Below are 19,892 nucleotides of genomic sequence, written 5' to 3'. Positions count from 1 at the left end.
CGGGCGGGGTCAGGTCCGCAGGAGGCGGGCGATCGCCTTGGTGGCCTCCTCGACCTTCGCGTCGATCTCCTCGCCGCCCTTGAGAGCGGCGTCCGCGACGCAGTGGCGCAGGTGCTCCTCCAGCAGCTGGAGTGCGAAGGACTGCAGGGCCTTGGTGGAGGCCGAGACCTGGGTGAGTATGTCGATGCAGTAGACGTCCTCGTCCACCATCCGCTGGAGGCCGCGGATCTGGCCCTCGATGCGGCGCAGCCGCTTGAGGTGCTCCTCCTTCTGGTGGTGGTACCCGTGGATGCCGCGGTCGTGATCGGTGACGACCGCTTCCGTACCGCCTGCTTCGGTGGCCTCGGTGGTGGTCATGGGGTCCTCCCGTTGTCCTCGTGGCCTGCGGTGCGCGTGCCGTTCTGTACCGTCTGCATACCCCTGCCGGGTATATCGTACCGAATCCAGCCGAAACGTGACCGGGGGGCCGTGCTGATCACTGTGCCCGATGCGCGACACTGAAGAACGCCGGTTAGCCGTGGCCGGATGATGCGCCTAGCATCAGCCTGACCGAATCCAAAGCACCCCGAGGACCCCACGTGCGCTTTCGTCTGACCCCCAGGGAGACGAGCTTCTACGACATGTTTTCCGCATCCGCGGACAACATCGTCACGGGCTCGAAGCTCCTGATGGAACTGCTCGGGGCGGATTCTGCCTCCCGAGTCGAGATCGCGGAGCGTATGCGGGCAGCGGAGCACGCGGGGGACGATGCCACCCACGCGATCTTCCACCAGCTGAACTCCTCGTTCATCACGCCGTTCGACCGCGAGGACATCTACAACCTCGCCTCACAGCTCGACGACATCATGGACTTCATGGAGGAGGCCGTCGACCTGGTCGTGCTGTACCAGATCGACGAGCTCCCGAAGGGTGTCGAGCAGCAGATCGAGGTCCTGGCCAGGGCGGCGGAACTCACCGCCGAGGCCATGCCGAGTCTGCGGACCATGGACAACCTCACCGAGTACTGGATCGAGGTCAACCGCCTGGAGAACCAGGCCGACCAGATCCACCGCAAACTGCTCGCGCAGCTGTTCAACGGCAAGTACGACGCCATGGACGTGCTGAAGCTCAAGCAGATCGTGGATGTGCTGGAAGAGGCGGCTGACGCGTTCGAGCACGTCGCCAACACCGTGGAGACCATCGCGGTCAAGGAGTCCTGAACCTCGTGGACACCTTTGCGCTGATCGTGACCATCGGTGTCGCGCTCGGCTTCACGTATACGAACGGCTTCCACGACTCGGCGAACGCCATCGCCACCTCGGTCTCCACCCGGGCGCTGACCCCGCGTGCGGCTCTGGCGATGGCCGCTGTGATGAACCTCGCAGGTGCCTTCCTGGGCCAGGGGGTCGCCAAGACCGTCAGCGAAGGTCTGATCGCCACGCCCGAGGGCCAGAAGGGGATGGGCATCCTCTTCGCGGCGCTGGTCGGCGCGATCATATGGAACCTCGTCACCTGGTACTACGGTCTGCCGTCGTCGTCCTCGCACGCCCTGTTCGGCGGCATGGTCGGCGCGGCGCTGGCCGGCGGGACGATGGTGCACTGGGACGGCGTGCTGTCCAAGATCGTCATCCCGATGTTCCTGTCGCCGGTCATAGGCCTGGTCGTCGGCTATCTGGTGATGGTCGGGATCATGTGGATATTCCGGAAGACCAACCCCCACAAGGCCAAGCGCGGCTTCCGGATCGCGCAGACGGTCTCGGCTGCGGGCATGGCGCTCGGACACGGTCTGCAGGACGCCCAGAAGACGATGGGCATCGTGGTGATGGCACTGGTCATCGCCGATGTCGAGGGCCCGAACGACGAGATCCCGGTCTGGGTGAAGATCGCCTGTGCGGCGATGCTGTCCCTCGGGACGTACGCGGGCGGCTGGCGCATCATGCGTACGCTCGGCCGCAAGATCATCGAGCTGGACCCGCCGCAGGGCTTCGCCGCGGAGACGACGGGGGCGTCGATCATGTTCGGCTCGGCGTTCCTCTTCCACGCACCGATCTCCACGACTCATGTGATCACCTCGGCGATCATGGGTGTCGGCGCCACGAAGCGGGTGAACGCCGTGCGGTGGGGGGTGGCCAAGAACATCATCCTGGGGTGGTTCATCACCATGCCGGCTGCGGCGTTGGTGGCGGCGCTCAGCTACGGGGTTGTTGTGCTGCTCTTCGGGTGAGGTGTCCTCAAGCGCCGGACGGGCTTGAAAAGATGTCCTCAATCGCCGGACGGGCTCAAAAGGATGCCCTCAATCGCCGGGCGGGCTTGGTTTTGCCGGGTTGGGCTTGATTGTGCGGGCTGGCTGAGCTTGAGTTCGCCGGGCGGGCTTGCTTTTGCCGGGTTGGGCTTGATTGGGCCCGTCTTGGTGCTCATGGGTCCGCCCCTGCTCTCCTGTGGAGAGCGGGGGCGGGCCCTTCGCCTTGTGGTGGCACCGCCATGCAGCACCCCAAGGCCGTCTGTGGTTATCCGAAGCGGCCCGAGATGTAGTCCTCGGTCGCCTGGACCGACGGGTTGGAGAAGATCCGCTCCGTCTCGTCGATCTCGATCAGCCGGCCGGGCTTGCCCACCGCCGAGAGGTTGAAGAACGCCGTACGGTCCGAGACGCGTGCCGCCTGCTGCATGTTGTGCGTCACGATGACGATCGTGAAGCGCTCCTTCAGCTCGCCGATCAGGTCCTCGATGGCGAGGGTGGAGATCGGGTCGAGCGCCGAGCACGGCTCGTCCATCAGCAGCACGTCCGGCTCGACCGCGATCGCGCGGGCGATGCACAGGCGCTGCTGCTGACCGCCGGAGAGCCCGGAGCCCGGCTTGTTCAGGCGGTCCTTGACCTCGTTCCAGAGGTTGGCGCCCTTGAGGGACCTCTCGACGATGTCCGACAGCTCGCTCTTGCGGTACGAGCCGTTCAGCCGCAGGCCCGCCGCGACGTTGTCGAAGATCGACATGGTCGGGAAGGGGTTCGGGCGCTGGAAGACCATGCCCACCGTGCGGCGCACGGTGACGGGGTCGACGCCGGAGCCGTACAGGTTCTCGTCGTCCAGCAGCACCTTGCCCTCGACGCGGCCACCGGGGGTGACCTCGTGCATGCGGTTCAGGGTGCGCAGGAAGGTGGACTTACCGCAGCCGGACGGGCCGATGAAGGCGGTCACGGAGCGGGGCTCCACCGTCATCGAGATGTCCTCGATGGCCTTGTGGGAGCCGTAGAAGGCGGAGAGTCCGCCGATGTCGATGCGCTTGGCCATGTGGAATCAACTGCTTTCTGCGTGGCCTCAGCGGCCGGTCTTCGGGGCCTTCCAGCGGGCGATGCCGCGGGCCACCAGATTGAGGATCATGACGAAGGCGATCAGCACCAGTGCGGCGGCCCAGGCGCGGTCGAAGGACGCGGCCTCACCCACCTTGTACTGCTCGTAGATGTAGAACGGCAGCGAGGACTGGGCGCCTTCGAAGGGGTTGGTGTTGATCAGCTGACTGCCGAAGACCAGCAGGATGATCGGCGCGGTCTCTCCGGCGATACGGGCGATGGCGAGCATGACGCCCGTCGTGATGCCGCCGATCGCGGTGGGCAGAACCACCTTCAGGATGGTGCGCCACTTCGGGATGCCCAGGGCGAGGGAGGCCTCGCGGAGCTCGTTGGGGACGAGCTTGAGCATCTCCTCGGTGGAGCGGACCACGACGGGGATCATCAGGATCGTCAGGGCCAGCGCGCCCATGAGACCGGACGGTTCGATGCCCGCCATCAGCATGATCGACAGGATGAAGAGACCGGCCACGATGGACGGGATGCCCGTCATGACGTCGACGAAGAAGGTGACGGCCTTGGCGAGCGCGCCCTTGCCGTACTCGACCAGGTAGACCGCGGTCAGCAGTCCGATCGGGGCGGCGATCACCGTGGCGATCCCGACCTGCTCCAGGGTGCCGATCAGCGCGTGGTAGACACCGCCGCTGGCCTCGGGACCGAGGACACCGGCCATCGAGTGGGTGAGGAAGTAGCCGTCGAGACGCTCGGAGCCGCGGACGATCGTGGTCCAGAGCAGTGAGGCGAGCGGGACGATCGCGATGAGGAAGCACACCCACACGATGCTGGTGGCGAGGCGGTCCTTGGCCTGGCGCTGGTTCTCGACCACGGTCGTCGCGACGTACGAGAGGGCCAGGAAGAGCAGGGCGGAGATCAGGCCCCACTGGATGCGGCTGTGCCAGCCGGCTGCGAGGGAGATCCCCACGCCGAGCGCGATCGCGACGGCGGCGAAGCCGATCGGGGACCAGCGGGGGAGGGCGCGGCTGCTGAGGCCGCCCTTGCCTGGTTCCGGTGCGATCCGCGGACGGTTGTCCTGGATGCCGGTGGTGGTGGCGTTGCTCATGCGTTGGCCCCCGAGTACTCCTTGCGGCGGGCGATGATGAGCCGGGCCGCGCCGTTGACCAGCAGGGTGAGGACGAAGAGGACGAGGCCCGAGGCGATCAGGGCGTCACGTCCGAGGGGGTTGGCCTCACCGAACTTGGCCGCGATGTTCTGGGCGAAGGTTCCGCCGCCCGGATTGAGCAGGTGCATCGAGATGAGGAAGCTCGGCGACAGGACCGTGGCGACGGCCATCGTCTCGCCGAGCGCACGGCCCAGGCCGAGCATCGAGGCCGAGATGATGCCGGAGCGGCCGAAGGGCAGCACCGAGAGGCGGATGACCTCCCAGCGGGTGGCGCCGAGGGCGAGCGCCGCTTCCTCGTTCATCTTCGGGACCTGGAGGAAGACCTCGCGGCTGACGCTGGTCACGATCGGCAGGATCATGATCGCGAGCAGGATGCCGACGGTGAAGAGCGAGCGGGCGACACCGATCTCGGTCTTCTCGAAGATGTACGTCCAGCCGAAGAACTGGTCGAGCCAGAGGTTCAGGCCCTCCAGGTACGGGACGAGGACGAGAGCGCCCCAGATGCCGTAGACGATGCTGGGCACCGCGGCGAGCAGGTCGATCACGTAGGCGAGGGGGGCGGCCAGCTTGCGCGGCGCGTAGTGCGAGATGAAGAGGGCGATGCCGACAGCGATCGGAACCGCGATGACCATCGCGATGATCGAGCTGACGACCGTGCCGAAGAGCAGGACCGCGATGCCGAAGACCGGCGGGTCACCGGACGGGTTCCAGTCGAAGGTGGTGAGGAAGTTGCCCTCGTCCTTCGATATGGCGAGGTAGGCGCGGTAGCTGAGGAACACGGCGATCGACGCCATGAGCACGAGCAGCAGAATGCCTGAGCCGCGTGAGAGGCCCAGGAAGATCTTGTCGCCTGCGCGCCCGGTGGATTTGGGGCGGTCGCGTGTTTCCGGCGGAGCCGGTGGGATGTCGAGCGGTGTCGTGGAAGCCATGGTCTTTCCGGTCTGTGTGGGGGAGCGGCTGGCTCCCCTGGCGGCGGTGCACCGGATGGGTCGGGCGGTGGGGGCCGGTCCGGAGGGGTGCGCCGGACCGGCCCGCCTGTGCGTGCGCGTCGTGCGTTACTTCAGGCCGGCGACCGTCTCGCGGACCTTGGCGTTGATCGCCTCGGGGATCGGGGCGTAGCCGGCGTCGGTGAGGACCTTCTGGCCGTCCGCGGAGGCGGTGTAGGTCAGGAAGGACTTGACGGTGCCGAGGGTGTCGGCCTTGTTACCGGTGTCGCAGACGACCTCGTACGTCACGAGGACCAGCGGGTAGGCGCCCTCGGCCTTGGTGGTGTAGTCGAGGTCGAGCGCCAGGTCCTTGCCGGTGCCCTTGACCTTGGCGGCGGCGATGGCCTTGGAGGCGTTCTCCGAGGTGGCCTCGACCGGGTTGGCGCCACCGGTGTTGATGTCGACGGTGGTGATGTCCTGCGACTTGGCGTACGACAGCTCGAAGTAGCCGATGGAGCCGTCGACGGACTTCACCTGGCTGGCGATGCCGGAGGAGCCGGAGGCGGCCTGGCCACCGGGGGCGGGCCACTTCTTCTCGGCCTCGTACTTCCAGTCGCTCGGGGCCGCGGCGTTCAGGTACTTGCCGAGGTTCTGCGTGGTGCCGGAGTCCTCGGAGCGGTGGTAGGGCTGGATGGCCTTGTCCGGGAGGTCGACGCCCTCGTTGAGCGCGGCGATCGCCTTGTCGTTCCACTTCGTGATCTTGGTGTCGAAGATCTGGGCGATCGTGGAGGCGTCCAGCGTGAGCTTGTCGACACCGTCGAGGTGGAAGCCGATCGCGACCGGTCCGCCGACCATCGGGAGGTTGATGCCCTGGCCGGTCTTGCAGATCTTCTTCGAGTCGGCGACCTCGTCGGGCTTCAGGGCCGAGTCCGAGCCGGCGAAGCCGACGGTGCCCTGGTTGAACGCGACGATGCCCTCGCCGGAGGACGAGGAGGCGTAGTTGATCTCCACGCCGGAGCAGGCGGCCATGTAGTTCTTGACCCAGAGGTCCATCGCGTTCTTCTGGGCGCTGGACCCGGAAGCGCGCAGCTGGCCCTCGGCGCCGTCGCACTTGATGTTCGACGCGGCGGCGCTGGTCTTGCCGCCGTCAGCGTCGGCGCCGGTGTTGTCATCCGAACCGCACGCCGTGAGGACCAGGGCGCCGGAGACGGCGAGGGCACCGAGCGCGGTGGCACGAAGCCGGTTCTTGCGCTGAAGCTTCACTTTCGGGGTGTTCCTTCCAGGAGCCGCCGCGGCTGGTGGGGACGAGGCGGCGTGCGATGAGGATCGGTGCGGCGGCTTGGCGCCGTGCACCTTGTACGTCCGAAATTAGGCAGAACAGGTGAAGCGGTCTGCGGGGGAGAGTGAACGGCAGGTGAACCGTGTCGGGCGGGCTGGTTCCGCCGCGCGGCGGAGTGGCCGGAAGGAGTGGCCGGCGGGCCCGGCGGGGGCGTATGCGCGGTCCGGCGGTCCGGCGGCGGGTCGGCAGGGCAGGCCGGCGCGGCCCTCCGACCTGCGGGGCAGGACGGGGCGGCCGGCCGGCGAGGACCTCAGACCTGCGGGGCGCTGTCCAGGAAGGCGTCCAGCTGGACGCGGTCGCCGGGGCGGCTCAGGCGGGCACGGGCCGCGCCGGGGGCGAGCCACGCCAGCCGGTCGACCTCGTCGTTCGGCTCGAAAGCGCCGTCCACCGCCTCCGCCGCCCAGTAGCTGACCTCCTTGGGGCGCCCGTTCGCCAGGTACCGGGCGGTGGGCAGGGCCGTGCCCGGCGCGCAGTGGTGGCCCGTCTCCTCCAGGACCTCGCGCAGGGCGGCCTCCAGGGGTGTCTCGCCGCGCTTCAGCTTGCCCTTGGGGAAGGACCAGTCGTCGTAACGGGGCCGGTGGACCAGGCAGATCTCCAGGCCGCCGCCCGGGGCGCGGCGCCACAGCACGCACCCCGCGGCCAGGACCGGCGTGTCGCTCATGGCGCGGTCACGGCCGCCGCGTACGGCCATGCCTCACGGAACACGGCGCGTGCCGCCTCCACCTCGTGCCGCTGGTCGGCGTGGAGCACGCCCAGGGCGTACGCCGTCGCGGGGGCGATGCGCGGGGTGCGTGCCGCCGCCGCGGCGGCCGCGGCGGCCTCTGCCGCGTCCCGGTGCAGGTCCAGTGCGTGTCCCGGCCCGGCGAGCGCCGGATCGGGGACGCCCCGCAGCATCTCGTGCGCGTACCGGTGGAGCCGCAGCAGCAGGCGCGCCTGGTACCAGAGGGCGTCGTGGGCCTCGTTGTACGGCTCCACCGCCTCGTCGGGCGGGAGCGCGGCCACCGCGTCCAGCATCCGCTGTTCGGCCAGCTCGGCCGGTGCGCGCAGCACCTCGTCGGCGGGCTCCGCCGCCGAGGCCGACAGGGGGACGTCCGAGGCGAGCAGCGCGACGGCGTCGGCGACGGCGTGGAAGCGGGAGGAGCCCATGGCCTGGAGCGCCGCCGAGTGGGCGCGGGTCCTGGCGAGGGTCAGCCGGCGCTCCAGGAGCGCTCCGGCCCGGGCCGCGCCCACACCGAGCGCCGCCCGTTCCTTGTCGCTGCCGTCCGGCCCCTCGCCCGAGGCGGGCCGGGCCGCCGGGAGCGAGGCGCCGGAGAGCTGGTGCAGCGCCTCCAGGAGCCGGCCGAGCCGGGTGGCGTACGCGTGTTCGCGGGCCAGGGTGCCGGAGAGCCAGGCCAGCTCGGCGCGGAGCTGGTCGGCCCAGGCCGGGTCGAGCGCACACCGGAAGGTGTGCAGCGTGCCGCTGATCCGGCGCGCAGCGTGGCGCAGCGCGCGGGCGGCCTCGTCGGCGGTCTGCGTGCCGGCGTCCGCGGGGGCGCTGTGCTCGTGGTGCAGCCGCAGCCCCCGTAGGAAGCAGGCGGCCTGTTCGCGCAGGTAGGGCGCGAGGACCGCCTCCGCGGAGAGGGTCGTCGTCTGGTGGTCAGGGCGTCGCACGCCGGCGCCTCCGGGCGTCAATGAGCATCTCTTGTACGTGCCGCAGCGGCTGTCCGTCCGCGTCCGTGGAGTGCCGGGTCCAGTTTCCGTCGGGGCCCAGGTGCCAGGAGGAGGTGGTGTCGGACATGCCTGTTTCCAGGAGCCTGCTGAGGGCGGCGCGATGCGCGGGGTCGGTGACGCGGACCAGTGCTTCGATCCGGCGGTCGAGGTTACGGTGCATCATGTCGGCGCTGCCGAACCACACTTCGGGTTCGCCGCCGTTGCCGAAGGCGAAGAGCCGGGAGTGTTCGAGGAAGCGGCCGAGTATCGAGCGGACCCGGATGTTCTCGGAGAGTCCGGTCACGCCGGGGCGGATCGCGCAGATGCCGCGCACCCATATGTCGACCGGTACACCGGCCTGTCCCGCCCGGTAGCAGGCGTCGATGACCGCTTCGTCGACCATCGAGTTGACCTTGATGCGTACATAGGCGAGGCGTCCGGCGCGCTGGTGGGTGATCTCCTTGTTGATCCGGGCGATCAGGCCGTCACGCAGGGACTTGGGGGCGACCAGCAGCCGGCGGTAGGTCTCGCGGCGGGAGTAGCCGGAGAGCCGGTTGAAGAGGTCGGAGAGGTCCGCGCCGACCTGCGGGTCCGCGGTCAGCAGGCCGAGGTCCTCGTAGAGCCGGGCCGTCTTGGGGTGGTAGTTGCCGGTGCCGACGTGGGAGTAGCGGCGCAGCGTGTCGCCCTCCTGGCGCACGACGAGCGAGAGCTTGCAGTGGGTCTTGAGGCCGACGAGGCCGTAGACGACGTGGCAGCCGGACTCCTCCAGCTTGCGGGCCCACTTGATGTTGGCCTGCTCGTCGAAGCGTGCCTTGATCTCGACGAGGACGAGGACCTGCTTGCCGGACTCGGCCGCGTCGATCAGGGCGTCCACTATCGGCGAGTCGCCCGAGGTCCGGTACAGGGTCTGCTTGATCGCGAGGACGTCCGGATCGCCCGCCGCCTGCTCCAGGAAGGCCTGGACGGAGGTGGAGAAGGAGTCGTAGGGGTGGTGCAGCAGCACGTCGCGTTCGCGCAGGGCGGCGAATATGTCGGGCGCGGAGGCGGACTCGACCTCGGCGAGGTCGCGGTGGGTGCCGGCGACGAACTTGGGGTACTTCAGCTCGGGCCGGTCCAGCGACGCGATGCCGAACAGTCCGGTCAGGTCGAGCGGGCCCGGCAGCGGATAGAGCTCGGTCTCGGAGATCTTCAGCTCGCGCACGAGCAGGTCCAGGACGTACGGGTCGATGGACTCCTCGACCTCCAGGCGGACCGGCGGGCCGAAGCGGCGCCGCATGAGCTCCTTCTCCAGGGCCTGGAGCAGATTCTCGGCGTCGTCCTCCTCGACCTCCAGGTCCTCGTTCCTGGTGACCCGGAACATGTGGTGGGCGAGGACCTCCATGCCGGGGAAGAGCTCTTCGAGGTGGGCCGCGATGATGTCCTCTATCGGGACGTAGCGCTGCGGGGACGCCTCCAGGAAGCGGGTGAGCAGCGGCGGCACCTTGACACGGGCGAAGTGGCGGTGGCCGCTGACCGGGTTGCGCACGACGACGGCGAGGTTCAGCGAGAGCCCGGAGATGTACGGGAACGGGTGCGCGGGGTCCACGGCCAGTGGTGTCAGCACGGGGAAGACCCGCTGCCGGAAGAAGGTGAAGAGGCGGGCCTGTTCCTTCTCGGTCAGCTCGGGCCAGCGGACGAGCTGGATGCCCTCGTCGGACAGGGCCGGCGCGATGTCCTGCTGGTAGCAGGCGGCGTGCCGGGCCATGAGCTCGCGGGAGCGGGTCCAGATCAGGTCGAGGACCTCGCGGGGCTGCAGCCCGGACGCGGAGCGGGTGGCGACACCGGTCGCGATACGGCGCTTGAGGCCGGCGACCCGGACCATGAAGAACTCGTCCAGGTTCGAGGCGAAGATCGCGAGGAAATTAGCCCGTTCGAGTAGCGGTGTGGCGGGGTCCTCGGCGAGTTCCAGTACGCGTTCGTTGAACGCGAGCCAACTGCGTTCCCGGTCGAGGAACCGTCCCTGGGGCAGCTCGTCGCCGTCGCCCTCGGGCTCGTACGCGTCCGGGTCGTTGTCCAGATCGGGGTCGAGGTCGGCGGCTGTGGACAGACCTGCGGGCACCGAGCCCGCGACGGCGTGGGGCCGGTGGGCGGCGAGGGAGCCGACCGACGGCTGGGCGGGCTGGACCGGGACCTCGGAGCTGGGCTGCTGGCTCATGGACCTATTCTTCCGCGCGTTCGGCTCCTCAGGCGCGTCGGAGCCCGGAAAGATCGCGGAAGGAGCGGAAGTGGCCCCTGGACCGGGGCCGCTCCCGTTGCGGGGGTGGGCACAGCTGGCTGCATCCCGTGAGGGTCGCAAGGCTGTCTGAATGGCCGGTAACGGTGACATGACGTACAGGAAGCGGTGTGACTGCGGGTGCCGACCCCTTCTCACCGTAGGTGAACCTCCCGCCCGGGCTCCCCCCGGGGCCCGGGCAGGAGAGGGTTCTCAGGCGGTGCGGCGGCGCAGGACGCGGAACGCGCCGGCGACGGCCAGGGCGGCGAGGACGAGCACGATGCCCGTCTCGACGAACTGGAGGGGCCAGAGGTGGGAGGGCGGGTGGTGGTCGACGAACCAGCCGGTGATGTCACGCTCGGCCATGCAGCGGGCCGTCTGAGCCTCGCTCGCGTTCCGCCAGCACACGTCCGTGGGCAGCCGGTCGCCGTCCGTGGTGACGAGGCCGAGGTCGACCACCCAGGACTCGATGGGGATGTCCAGGCGTCCTTCGGTCGTGCCGATCGTGGTCCGCAGGGGCCAGAGACTGCTCCGCAGGGTCGCGAGCGCGACCATCACCGCGCCGGTGACGACGACGGCCACCGCCATCGCGGCCACGATGCGGCGCACCAGCAGGCCCGTGAGCGCGCCGACGGCGACGCCGAGCAGGGTGTAGCCGATGACCACGGGGGCGGTCGCGCCGAAGAGGGGGGCGTCGAACCAGTCGACCGTGTAGTCGGTGGCCGTCCGTGTCTGTGCCCAGGCGAGGACGGCGGACAGCACCGTCACGCCGGCGACGAGGAACACGGTGGGCACGGCGAGCTTGGCCACCAGCCAGCGGGTGGGTGTGACGGACTGGGTCCAGGCCACTCGGTAGGTGCCGCTCTCCAGCTCCCGGGCGATCAGAGGGCCGGCGACGAACGCGCTCACGATCCCGGGCAGAACCGTCAGGACCAGCCCGGCGTACGTGAGCCCGCGTTGGAAGAAGGACATCGACCCGCTGAAGTCCACGATCCGCTGGTCGCACGCGGGGCCCGAGAGGCCCGATGCCTCGCAGGAACCGGCCTCGAAGCTGTCGATGACGTGGGACGCCCACAGGGCGAAGCCGATGAGGGCGACGGCTCCCGCCAGGGCGAGGAGCCCCGCGACACGCAGGGTGATGCGGTGCTGGCGTACGACGACGCGGGCGGGGCCGCGCAGGGGGGTGAGGGTGCTCATGCCGCTGTCACCGTCCGGGCCGGTTCGTTGGAGGCGCTGGGGGTGAGCAGCGGCGGTGCCTCCGGGGAGCGGAGGTGGGCGAGCAGCAGCTCCTCCAGGGAGGGCTGCGTGACGTCCCAGTCGGCGGGGTCCAACGGACCCTCCTTGCGTACGAGTGCGGTGAGCTGACGTCCCGTCGTGCGCGATTCGACGACGGTGTGCGGGGCGAGGTCGCGGGCCCGGCCGGTGACCAGGGCGTGCGCGGCGGTGATGTCCTCGCTCTCGCCGCCGAGCCGGACCCGGCCGCCGTCGACGAACAGGAGGTAGTCGCAGGAGCCTTCGAGCTCGGTGAGGATGTGCGAGGACATCACGATGGTGGTGGCGTTCTCGGCGGCCTCGACCATCAGGAGGCCCATCAGCTCGTGCCGGGCGAGCGGGTCGAGGTCGGCCATCGGCTCGTCCAGCAGCATCAGTTCGGGCCGCTTGCCCAGCGCGAGGGCGAGGGCGAGCCGGGTCCGCTGGCCGCCGGAGAGGGACCGGACCTTCGCGTCCTGCGGGAGCTTTCCGGCGACCCGGTCGGCGGCCGCGCGGTCCCAGGTGGCGGGGTTGAGCTCCTGGCCCGCCCAGAGGGTGTCGGCCACGGTGAGCTGGGGGTACAGCGGCTTGTCCTGGGAGACGTAGGCGATGCGGGGCCGGGCCTCGGCGGGGGCGGAGCCGAGCACACTCACCGACCCCTCGGTGGGCCGCAGCAGCCCGGCGGCGAGGGCGAGCAGCGTGGACTTCCCGGCTCCGTTGGGCCCGACGAGGGCGCAGACCCGTCCTGCGGGCAGCCGGAACGAACAGTCGCGCAGGGCCCACCCCCGCTTCCGTCCGTACGTCATACCGAGGCCGCTCGCCTCGATCGCGGCACCTGTCATCAGTGCTGGTCCCCCTTGTCGAATGTGCTGTCCAGTACGTCGGTGAAGAGCGCGCTCACGTCGTCCTTGTCCAGTCCCGCGGCGCGGGCCCTGCGGGTCCAGGCGGTGAGTTCGGCGCGCAGGGGCGCGTCGGTGGTGACCGCGGCGCTGCCCAGGGTGCGGCGGACGAAGGTGCCGAGGCCGCGGCGGGCCTCGACGAGGCCTTCGCGTTCCAGCTCGCGGTAGGCCTTGAGCACGGTGTTCGGATTGATCGCCGTGGCCTCGACGACCTCACGGGCCGTCGGCAGCCGGTCGCCCGGCTCCAGCACACCGAGGCGGAGCGCCTGCTTGGCCTGCTGCACGATCTGCAGATAGGTGGCGACGCCGCTGCGCCGGTCGATGCGGAACTCGACCGCTGCGGATCCTGCCATCTGCACCACCCTTTCACTAATTGAGTAGTGAAAGGGTGGCGTAAAGCGGGGGCGGAGTCAAATGACGCCGCCCCTGGGGTGGTTGTGCCTGGTCAGGACTCCGTGCGGTACATCAGGTCGACCTCGTGCGTGGCGAAGCCCATCCGCTCGTACACCGACAGGGCGGCCGGGTTGTCGGCGTCCACGTAGAGCATCGCCGTCGGCAGCCCCCGGGAGGCCAGGTGCCGCAGCCCGATGGCGGTGAGCGCCTTGCCGAGCCCGCCGCCCTGAGCGTCGGGGAGGACGCCGACGACGTAGACCTCGCCGAGCTCGTCCTCGGCGTGCACCTTCGTCCAGTGGAAGCCGATGATCCCGCCGTCGCGCTCGGCCAGGAAGAAGCCCTCGGGGTCGAACCACGGCTCGGCCTTGCGGTCGTCCAGGTCGCGCTGGGTGAGGGAGCCCTGCTCGGGGTGGTGGGCGAAGGCGGCCCTGTTGACGGCGAGCCAGGCCGCGTCGTCCTGCCCCGGGACGAAGGTGCGGACGGTGACGCCCGGCGGAAGCACCGGCTCGGCGATGTCGAGGTCGGTCAAGGAGCGGCGCAGCTGGCGCAGTTCACGGAAGAGGGAGAGCCCCAGCACCTGGGCGAGATGCCGGGCGGCCGACTTGCCGCCGTGCGCCCAGACGCGCAGCCGCTTCCCGGTCGCGGCGAGGAGCGCGGCGCCCAGGGCGCGACCGTGTCCGCGTCCGCGGTGGGAGGGGTGGACGACGAGTTCGGCTGCGGGGGCCTCGACGGGGTCGGCGTCCTCCAACTGCGCGTATCCGGCGAGCACGCCGTCGACGGTGAGCAGGAGGTGCCGGACGCCCTCCCGATGCCCGCCCCTCAGCTGCAACCGCCCCTGCTCCGAGACCGCCTGCCGTCCGTCGGCCTCCGCGGCCTCGTCGAGGAGGGCGGACACCGCCTGGGCCTGTTCGGCGGTGAGCGCGTCGAGCGTCTCGATCTCGCGCCCGGGGGAGGGGAGGGGTACGTCAGTCGTCATGGGTACGAGCCTACGGCGCGGGGGCGGGAGGCCGGGGTACGTTGCCGCGCGGTCCGTCCGGACGCCTTCCCGCGCCCTCTCACCCCTTCCGGTGCAGGACCTCCTTGGCGATGCGGGAGAGGTCGTCCGAGCTGGGCATCAGCTCCCGTACGCGTGAGGGAAGGGCCGCGTACGTGCTGACCGCGAGTGGCTCGTTCTGCGACTGGAGGGCGAATTCGACGACGGTCTCGTCCTTGCTCTCCGCGATGAGGATCCCGAGTGTCCGGTCGTCACGCTCGGGGTCGCGGAGGAGGCGGTCCACCGCGGTGACGTAGAAGCCGAGCTGTCCGAGGTGGGAAGGCTGAGCCTTGGTGGTCTTCAGCTCGACCACCACGAAGCGGTGCAGCCTGAAGTGGTAGAAGAGCAGGTCGAGGCGGAATTCCGTATCGCCCACGGTGAGGGGGTATTGCCGGCCGACGAAGGCGAACCCGAAGCCGAGCTCGGTGAGGAACTGCACGATCCTGGTGACGAGCGCCTCCTCGAGGTCGCGCTCGGCGGCGGTGTCCGACAGCTGGGTGAAGTCCAGGCGGTACGGATCCTTGAACGCCTGCTCGGCCGCCTCGGACGCCTGGGGAAGCGTGACACCGAAGTTGTTCGCAGCGGCGCCCTGAGCCAGGTGGAGGCCGCTGCGGATGTGTGTGCTGAGACGGTCCCGGGACCAGCCGTGGTGGACGGCGTGCTGGGCGTAGAAGTCCAGCTCGAAGCGGGTTTTGCACTTGCTCATGAGGGTGACGATGTGACCCCAGGGCAATTGGCCAACAGCTTGTTGGCCAATTGGGTCGGGCCACGTCCGAGCCATCTGCTGCATGTACTTGACGTTGCTGTGACTGAACCCCCGCTGGTTCGGGAACTCGGTCCGCAGCTCCGTGGCGATCCGTGCGACGACCTTCGTCCCCCACCGCTCCTCGCCCTGCCGCTCCAGAATCGTCCGCCCGATCTCCCAGTACATCAGGAGCATCTCGGTGTTCACCTTGAGCTGCGCGCGCATGTGCGCGCCCCTCACGATCGACTTCAGGTCGTCGACCATTTCGTAGAAGCCGGCGGGAAGTTCGCCCCGCTGCTGGGCCGGCACCGTCGCCTCGGCCATGAGTTCGTTGTCCATGTGGCACATGCTTCCGGCAAGTACGCGCGCGGTGACGTTTCTGCTCGTATATGTACGCCCTACGGGTGATCGGCCCCTTTCCGGCGGCACGGCAACCAGTTCGTAACCCCGGATATCTGTCGCGCTACGCGCGTTGACTCTAGGCTGCGGCTCGCAGGATCCAGAGACTCGAAGGGGACCGATGTCAGCGACTCCGCATCCGCAGAAGAACCGTGCACCCCGGCGGGTGCTCGCCGCCGCGGCCGGACTGGCCACCGTCGGCGCGCTCGTCGCCGCGATGCCGGCCGGTGCCCACGACCGGGGGCACGGCCACGGCCACGGCCACCCGTCCCGCACCGTCGACGTGCAGCTGCTCTCCTTCAACGACCTGCACGGCAACCTGGAGCCGCCGGCCGGCTCCGCCGGGACGGTCAGTGAGACGCAGGCCGACGGCACGGTGAAGTCGGTCCCGGCCGGAGGCGTCGAGTACCTCGCCACCTCGCTGCGCACCGCGCGCAAGGGCCACCCGTACTCCGTCACGGCGGCCGGCGGCGACATGGTGGGCGCGAGCCCGCTGCTCTCGGGGCTCTTCCACGACGAGCCCACCATCGAGGCGCTCAACGGGCTCGACCTCGATGTGACGGCCGTGGGGAACCACGAGTTCGACGAGGGGGCCACGGAGCTGGCCCGTCTGCAGAACGGCGGCTGCCACCCCGTCGAGGGCTGTTACGAGAAGGACAAGAAGTTCGAGGGGGCGGACTTCCCGTACCTCGCGGCCAACGTGACGGACGAGAAGACCGGGAAGCCGATCCTCAAGCCGTACACGGTCTGGAAGAAGAACGGCGTCAGGATCGGCTTCATCGGGGTGACCCTGGAGGGCACGCCGAACATCGTCACGGCCAACGGCGTCAAGGGCCTGAAGTTCCACGACGAGATCGAGACGGTCAACAAGTACGCCAAGGAGCTCGACCGGCAGGGCGTCAAGTCCATCGTCGCGCTGATCCACGAGGGCGGGGCCCCGGCCTCCTCCTCGTACAACTACGACTGCGACAGCCCGGGCGCCGGTGACGGCATCTCCGGACCGATCACCGACATCGCCAAGGGCATCACGCCGAAGGTCGACGCCCTGGTCACGGGCCACACCCACCAGGCGTACGTCTGCACGATCCCGGACCCCTCGGGCAAGCCGCGCATGGTCACCTCGGCGTCGTCGTTCGGCAAGGTCTACACCGACACGACCCTCACCTACGACCGCCGCACCAAGGACATCGTGCGTACGTCGGTGGAGTCGGCCAACCACGTCGTCAGCCGGGACCAGGCCAAGGCCACCGACATGACGGCGCTGATCGCCCGCTGGAACACGCTCGCCGCACCCATCGCCGGCCGCCCCCAGGGCTTCATCTCCGCCGACATCGACGGCCGTGGCTCCACGGCCCCGGAGAAGCCGCTGGGCAACCTGATCGCCGACGCCCAGCTGGAGGGCCTGGCCCCCGCCGACAAGGGCGGCGCGGTCGTCGCGTTCATGAATCCGGGCGGCATCCGCTCGGACCTGGTGTACGCGGCGTCGGGCAGCGAGGGCGACGGGGTGGTGACGTACGGCGAGGCGTTCACCGTCCAGCCGTTCACCAACATGATGAACGTCGTCGATCTGACCGGCGCGCAACTCGTCACCGCGCTCCAGCAGCAGGTCAGCGGCTCCAACGAGGCGTCCCCGAAGATCCTCCAGGTCTCGAAGGGCCTCACCTACACGCTGGACATGACGAAGTCGGGCGCCGAGCGGGTGGTCGCGGACACGATCCGTCTGAACGGTGAGGCGATCGACCCGGCGAAGACGTACCGCGTCGCGATGAACGAGTTCCTCGCGGGCGGCGGCGACGGCTTCGCGGCCCTCGGCGCCGGCACGAACAAGCTGGTCGGCCCGTCCGACCTGGACCTGTTCAACACCTACCTGGCCGCGCACTCCACGGTCGCCGCGCCGCTGGCCCCGCCGGCCACGGACCGGATCACGATCGTGCAGTAACTCCGCCACGTGAAGGCCTCGCCCGCTCGGACGGGGCCGCAGACCGACGGTCCGCCACGCCACGTGGCGGGCCGTCGGCTCGTTCGGGCCGGTCCGGGGGTGATGAAGCTGCCGGATGCAACCGGGGGCGCTTGTCCTTCACGCGGCATTGTCCAGACCGACGAACACCTTCGCGATACGCCACTCGCCTTCGGCATGTCGCAGCGTGAACGCGTAGAAGCCGGTAGCGATCACGGTCGGGCTCCCGCCCGCGTTCGACGTCAGCATCAGGTAGGCGCACACCACTGCCGTGTCGGCCTCCGCGCGGTGGAAGACCAGGTTGACCAGGTTGTGCCTTCGCTGCTCGGTCTGTGCTTCCGTTGCCTCCCGCACCAGGTCGAGGATCGCCGCGCGTCCGATGAACGGGCCCTGCTCGGCCTCACCGGCGATCGAGGCCGTCCAGGTGGCGTCCTCGGCGAGGACGCCCTCCAATGCCACCGGATCTCCGTGATCCAGGGCGAAGGCATAGCGCGCCAGCGTCTGCTGGACGGCGAGCTGCCCTGCGGGGTCGAGATCCACCTCTCCCGCCGGTGTCGTGAGGAGGTGGCTGTTTCCCCAGCCGAATGCCGCGGTCGTCGTCATGCCGAAACCTCGTTCGTGCGTGGTTGGTGAAAGACCGGGCGCGCACAGCGCCGGCGGTCGCCCGGCGTGAGCTGGAGGGCGGAGCGTGGCGTGAGAAGTGTGCTGCCTGCGCGATGGCCACGGGTACCTGTGTACGGGCGCCGGGCGCGTGGGTGAAACGGCTCGTGCCTAAGCGACCGTGAGTACGATCTTGCCCTGGATGTGTCCCTGAGCAGCGCGTTCGTGCGCGGCCTGGGCCTCGGCCAGCGGAAACGTGCTGTCGATCGCGACGCGGACCACCCCCGTGTCGAGCAGGCGTCCCAGTTCGGCGAGCTGCGCGCCGTTCGAGCGGACCTGGGTGCCCGTGACCGTGACGCCCAGCCTGGCGGTCTCCTCCTCGTCGAACTCGCCGAAGAACACGGGGAACTGGGAGCCACCGCGCTTGAGCGTGCGCAGGAAGCGCCTGCTTCCGGGGCCGCCGACGGCATCGAGAACGACGTCGACGTCGTGTACGAGTTCCTCGGGGCGACCTTTGGTGTAGTCGATGAACTGGTCGGCGCCGAGCTCGCGGAGGAACGTCTCATGCGCGCCCGATGCCACCGCGATGACGTGTGCGCCCTTCCATTTCGCCAGTTGCAGCGCGAAGTGCCCCACCCCACCCGCGGCGCCGTTGACGAGCACCGTCATGTCGGCGTCGAGTGGCACCGGGCGATGCCGCGCCGCCTGGAAGGGCGAGGGGTGGTCGTGGCCGAGCTCGATCAGGAACTGCCACGCGGTGAGCCCGGCCATGGGCGCCCCTGCGGCGTGCACGTGGTCGATGCCGGCCGGCTTGAGTGCGAGGTCCGACGCGGGCGCGGTCACGTACTCGGCGTATGTGCTGCCGTCGAAGCTGGGGAAGCGAAGGAGGCCGAAGACCTCGTCGCCGACGGAGAAGCCGTCCACATCCGAGGCGACGGCCTCGACGACGCCCGACAGGTCCGTCCCCGGGATCACGGGCAGGTCGAACTTCGGCCTCGTCTCCGGCGGCAGGTTGGACATCCCGTCGCGCAGGTACCAGTCCGGAGGGTTGACGCCGACCGCGTGCACGCGGACGAGCACCTCGCCCGGCCCCACCTCGGGGACCGGCACCTCGTCGTGGCGCAGGACTTCGGGGCCGCCGTGCTCGTGAAGCCGGACTGCCCTCATCGTGTGGGTCGGCATCTTTTTCTCCTGACCGTGCTGCGGGATACGCTTGTTCCGGATCGGTGGTCCACATGAAGTGGATCAGTGGTCCAAATATATGGACCACTGATCCGAATAGTCAAGGGGGACAGATGCGGGCCGATGCCAGGAAGAACCGCGACCACCTGCTCGCAGTGGCGGGCGCCGCCATCGCCGAGCAAGGCGTCGACGTGTCGATGCGCGACATCGCGCGGAGGGCGGATGTCGGGCTCGCGACGCTGCTGCGCCACTTCCCGACCCGGGAGGCCCTGCTCGACGCGCTGCTCAGGACGAGCTTCGACGAGCTGACGGCACAGGCGGCCGAGCTCGAGAGGTCGAGCTCGCCGGCGGACGCTCTCGTGTCGTGGCTGCGCGACTGCGTCGCGTGGACGACCGAGTACCGGGGCGTGACCGTGCTGATGGCGGCCGCCATCGAGGATCGCGAGTCCGCGCTCCACGCCTCGTGCGTCACCTTGCGTGCGGCTGGTTCACGGCTCCTCGTTCGTGCCCAGGACGCGGGCACGGCGCGGAGCGACATCGACGGCGTCGACTTGTTCGCGCTGATAGCGGCGCTCGCGTGGCTCGGCGATCAGCCCGCGCTCGCGCCACGCGCCGGTCATCTCTCCGAGGTGATCATGTCCGCGATCCTGACGAGTGCGGGGAACAGCCAGGCCGAGGCGGAACGGCGACCTCAGGCCGGTAGCTGAAGACGGCCACACGCCGAGCGGCGGGCTCCGGGTTCTGGCCTCGGTCCTCCGGAATTCCGCGAACTCCTGTGGCGGCAGGCCC

20 protein-coding genes are annotated in these 19,892 nt (G+C 69.6%); 4 read left to right on the top strand and 16 right to left on the bottom strand.

Features of this window, described 5'->3' with window-relative positions:
- Positions 1-9: 9 nt before the first annotated feature.
- On the bottom strand, positions 10-357 hold the full coding sequence (locus AB0P41_RS16090; RefSeq protein ID WP_356708060.1) for a metal-sensitive transcriptional regulator: 348 nt from the start codon (positions 355-357) through the stop codon (positions 10-12).
- 221 nt (positions 358-578) lie between these two features.
- Here AB0P41_RS16090 and AB0P41_RS16085 point away from each other — a divergent pair, with 221 nt between their 5' ends.
- Entirely contained in the window at positions 579-1,199 is a 621-nt protein-coding gene (locus tag AB0P41_RS16085) for a DUF47 family protein (RefSeq protein WP_356708059.1), read from the top strand.
- Positions 1,200-1,204: 5 nt separating this feature from the next.
- Positions 1,205-2,203: an inorganic phosphate transporter gene (locus tag AB0P41_RS16080; protein ID WP_205018016.1), complete on the top strand. Its 999-nt coding sequence runs from the start codon at positions 1,205-1,207 to the stop codon at positions 2,201-2,203.
- Positions 2,204-2,241: 38 nt separating this feature from the next.
- Here the strand turns inward: AB0P41_RS16080 and AB0P41_RS16075 are convergent, their stop codons facing one another.
- The 13 genes from AB0P41_RS16075 to AB0P41_RS16015 form a co-directional block, all read right to left on the bottom strand.
- On the bottom strand, positions 2,242-2,397 hold the full coding sequence (locus AB0P41_RS16075) for a hypothetical protein (RefSeq protein ID WP_356708058.1): 156 nt from the start codon (positions 2,395-2,397) through the stop codon (positions 2,242-2,244).
- Between the two features lie 89 nt (positions 2,398-2,486).
- On the bottom strand, positions 2,487-3,263 hold the full coding sequence (pstB, locus tag AB0P41_RS16070) for a phosphate ABC transporter ATP-binding protein PstB (RefSeq protein WP_356708057.1): 777 nt from the start codon (positions 3,261-3,263) through the stop codon (positions 2,487-2,489).
- 27 nt (positions 3,264-3,290) lie between these two features.
- Positions 3,291-4,379, bottom strand: a complete 1,089-nt coding sequence (gene pstA, locus AB0P41_RS16065) for a phosphate ABC transporter permease PstA (protein ID WP_356708056.1) — start codon at positions 4,377-4,379, stop codon at positions 3,291-3,293.
- Positions 4,376-5,368 (bottom strand): phosphate ABC transporter permease subunit PstC, encoded by a 993-nt coding sequence (pstC, locus tag AB0P41_RS16060; protein WP_356708055.1) that lies wholly within the window; start codon positions 5,366-5,368, stop codon positions 4,376-4,378. The genes pstA and pstC overlap by 4 nt, the downstream gene beginning before the upstream one ends.
- A 126-nt stretch (positions 5,369-5,494) precedes the next feature.
- On the bottom strand, positions 5,495-6,628 hold the full coding sequence (gene pstS, locus AB0P41_RS16055; RefSeq protein WP_365932490.1) for a phosphate ABC transporter substrate-binding protein PstS: 1,134 nt from the start codon (positions 6,626-6,628) through the stop codon (positions 5,495-5,497).
- Between the two features lie 326 nt (positions 6,629-6,954).
- Positions 6,955-7,365 (bottom strand): NUDIX hydrolase, encoded by a 411-nt coding sequence (locus tag AB0P41_RS16050; protein ID WP_365932488.1) that lies wholly within the window; start codon positions 7,363-7,365, stop codon positions 6,955-6,957.
- Complete coding sequence (locus AB0P41_RS16045) at positions 7,362-8,354, bottom strand: CHAD domain-containing protein (RefSeq protein WP_365932486.1); 993 nt, start codon at positions 8,352-8,354, stop codon at positions 7,362-7,364. The genes AB0P41_RS16050 and AB0P41_RS16045 overlap by 4 nt, the downstream gene beginning before the upstream one ends.
- Complete coding sequence (locus AB0P41_RS16040; RefSeq protein WP_356708051.1) at positions 8,341-10,587, bottom strand: RNA degradosome polyphosphate kinase; 2,247 nt, start codon at positions 10,585-10,587, stop codon at positions 8,341-8,343. Before AB0P41_RS16040 ends, AB0P41_RS16045 begins: the two co-directional genes overlap by 14 nt.
- A gap of 270 nt (positions 10,588-10,857) precedes the next feature.
- Positions 10,858-11,841: a hypothetical protein gene (locus AB0P41_RS16035; RefSeq protein WP_365932484.1), complete on the bottom strand. Its 984-nt coding sequence runs from the start codon at positions 11,839-11,841 to the stop codon at positions 10,858-10,860.
- Positions 11,838-12,737 carry an ABC transporter ATP-binding protein gene (locus tag AB0P41_RS16030; protein ID WP_365932482.1) on the bottom strand — a complete coding sequence of 300 codons (900 nt, stop codon included), beginning with the start codon at positions 12,735-12,737 and terminating at the stop codon, positions 11,838-11,840. Before AB0P41_RS16030 ends, AB0P41_RS16035 begins: the two co-directional genes overlap by 4 nt.
- On the bottom strand, positions 12,737-13,147 hold the full coding sequence (locus AB0P41_RS16025) for a GntR family transcriptional regulator (protein ID WP_356708048.1): 411 nt from the start codon (positions 13,145-13,147) through the stop codon (positions 12,737-12,739). The genes AB0P41_RS16030 and AB0P41_RS16025 overlap by 1 nt, the downstream gene beginning before the upstream one ends.
- A 92-nt stretch (positions 13,148-13,239) precedes the next feature.
- Positions 13,240-14,163, bottom strand: coding sequence for a mycothiol synthase (gene mshD, locus AB0P41_RS16020; RefSeq protein WP_356708047.1), 924 nt, complete (start codon positions 14,161-14,163; stop codon positions 13,240-13,242).
- 79 nt (positions 14,164-14,242) lie between these two features.
- Positions 14,243-15,304: a PDDEXK nuclease domain-containing protein gene (locus AB0P41_RS16015; RefSeq protein WP_365932481.1), complete on the bottom strand. Its 1,062-nt coding sequence runs from the start codon at positions 15,302-15,304 to the stop codon at positions 14,243-14,245.
- Positions 15,305-15,485: 181 nt separating this feature from the next.
- On the opposite strand from AB0P41_RS16015, the gene AB0P41_RS16010 reads away from it, so the two are divergent.
- Complete coding sequence (locus AB0P41_RS16010; protein ID WP_365932479.1) at positions 15,486-17,303, top strand: bifunctional metallophosphatase/5'-nucleotidase; 1,818 nt, start codon at positions 15,486-15,488, stop codon at positions 17,301-17,303.
- A 138-nt stretch (positions 17,304-17,441) separates the two neighbouring features.
- Here the strand turns inward: AB0P41_RS16010 and AB0P41_RS16005 are convergent, their stop codons facing one another.
- Positions 17,442-17,924, bottom strand: coding sequence for a nuclear transport factor 2 family protein (locus tag AB0P41_RS16005; protein WP_365932477.1), 483 nt, complete (start codon positions 17,922-17,924; stop codon positions 17,442-17,444).
- 168 nt (positions 17,925-18,092) lie between these two features.
- Positions 18,093-19,103, bottom strand: a complete 1,011-nt coding sequence (locus AB0P41_RS16000; protein WP_365932475.1) for an NADP-dependent oxidoreductase — start codon at positions 19,101-19,103, stop codon at positions 18,093-18,095.
- A 113-nt stretch (positions 19,104-19,216) separates the two neighbouring features.
- Here AB0P41_RS16000 and AB0P41_RS15995 point away from each other — a divergent pair, with 113 nt between their 5' ends.
- Positions 19,217-19,810 (top strand): TetR family transcriptional regulator, encoded by a 594-nt coding sequence (locus tag AB0P41_RS15995; RefSeq protein ID WP_365932473.1) that lies wholly within the window; start codon positions 19,217-19,219, stop codon positions 19,808-19,810.
- The last annotated feature ends 82 nt before the right edge of the window (positions 19,811-19,892 follow it).

It is taken from the genome of Streptomyces sp. NPDC079167 (assembly GCF_040686735.1).
Lineage (GTDB): Bacteria > Actinomycetota > Actinomycetes > Streptomycetales > Streptomycetaceae > Streptomyces.
Note: the sequence above shows the minus strand (reverse complement) of the source record. Positions and strands in the feature narration are given on the sequence as shown.

Coding starts and splice junctions, on each gene's coding strand:
- AB0P41_RS16000 (WP_365932475.1), bottom strand. CDS start 19,103: ATGCCGACCCACACGATGAGGGCAGTCCGGCTTCACGAGCACGGCGGC.
- AB0P41_RS16005 (WP_365932477.1), bottom strand. CDS start 17,924: ATGACGACGACCGCGGCATTCGGCTGGGGAAACAGCCACCTCCTCACG.
- AB0P41_RS16075 (WP_356708058.1), bottom strand. CDS start 2,397: ATGAGCACCAAGACGGGCCCAATCAAGCCCAACCCGGCAAAAGCAAGC.
- AB0P41_RS16015 (WP_365932481.1), bottom strand. CDS start 15,304: ATGGACAACGAACTCATGGCCGAGGCGACGGTGCCGGCCCAGCAGCGG.
- AB0P41_RS16010 (WP_365932479.1), top strand. CDS start 15,486: ATGTCAGCGACTCCGCATCCGCAGAAGAACCGTGCACCCCGGCGGGTG.
- pstC (WP_356708055.1), bottom strand. CDS start 5,368: ATGGCTTCCACGACACCGCTCGACATCCCACCGGCTCCGCCGGAAACA.
- mshD (WP_356708047.1), bottom strand. CDS start 14,163: ATGACGACTGACGTACCCCTCCCCTCCCCCGGGCGCGAGATCGAGACG.
- AB0P41_RS16025 (WP_356708048.1), bottom strand. CDS start 13,147: ATGGCAGGATCCGCAGCGGTCGAGTTCCGCATCGACCGGCGCAGCGGC.
- pstB (WP_356708057.1), bottom strand. CDS start 3,263: ATGGCCAAGCGCATCGACATCGGCGGACTCTCCGCCTTCTACGGCTCC.
- AB0P41_RS16030 (WP_365932482.1), bottom strand. CDS start 12,737: ATGACAGGTGCCGCGATCGAGGCGAGCGGCCTCGGTATGACGTACGGA.
- AB0P41_RS16040 (WP_356708051.1), bottom strand. CDS start 10,587: ATGAGCCAGCAGCCCAGCTCCGAGGTCCCGGTCCAGCCCGCCCAGCCG.
- AB0P41_RS16090 (WP_356708060.1), bottom strand. CDS start 357: ATGACCACCACCGAGGCCACCGAAGCAGGCGGTACGGAAGCGGTCGTC.
- AB0P41_RS16050 (WP_365932488.1), bottom strand. CDS start 7,365: ATGAGCGACACGCCGGTCCTGGCCGCGGGGTGCGTGCTGTGGCGCCGC.
- AB0P41_RS16035 (WP_365932484.1), bottom strand. CDS start 11,841: ATGAGCACCCTCACCCCCCTGCGCGGCCCCGCCCGCGTCGTCGTACGC.
- pstA (WP_356708056.1), bottom strand. CDS start 4,379: ATGAGCAACGCCACCACCACCGGCATCCAGGACAACCGTCCGCGGATC.
- AB0P41_RS15995 (WP_365932473.1), top strand. CDS start 19,217: ATGCGGGCCGATGCCAGGAAGAACCGCGACCACCTGCTCGCAGTGGCG.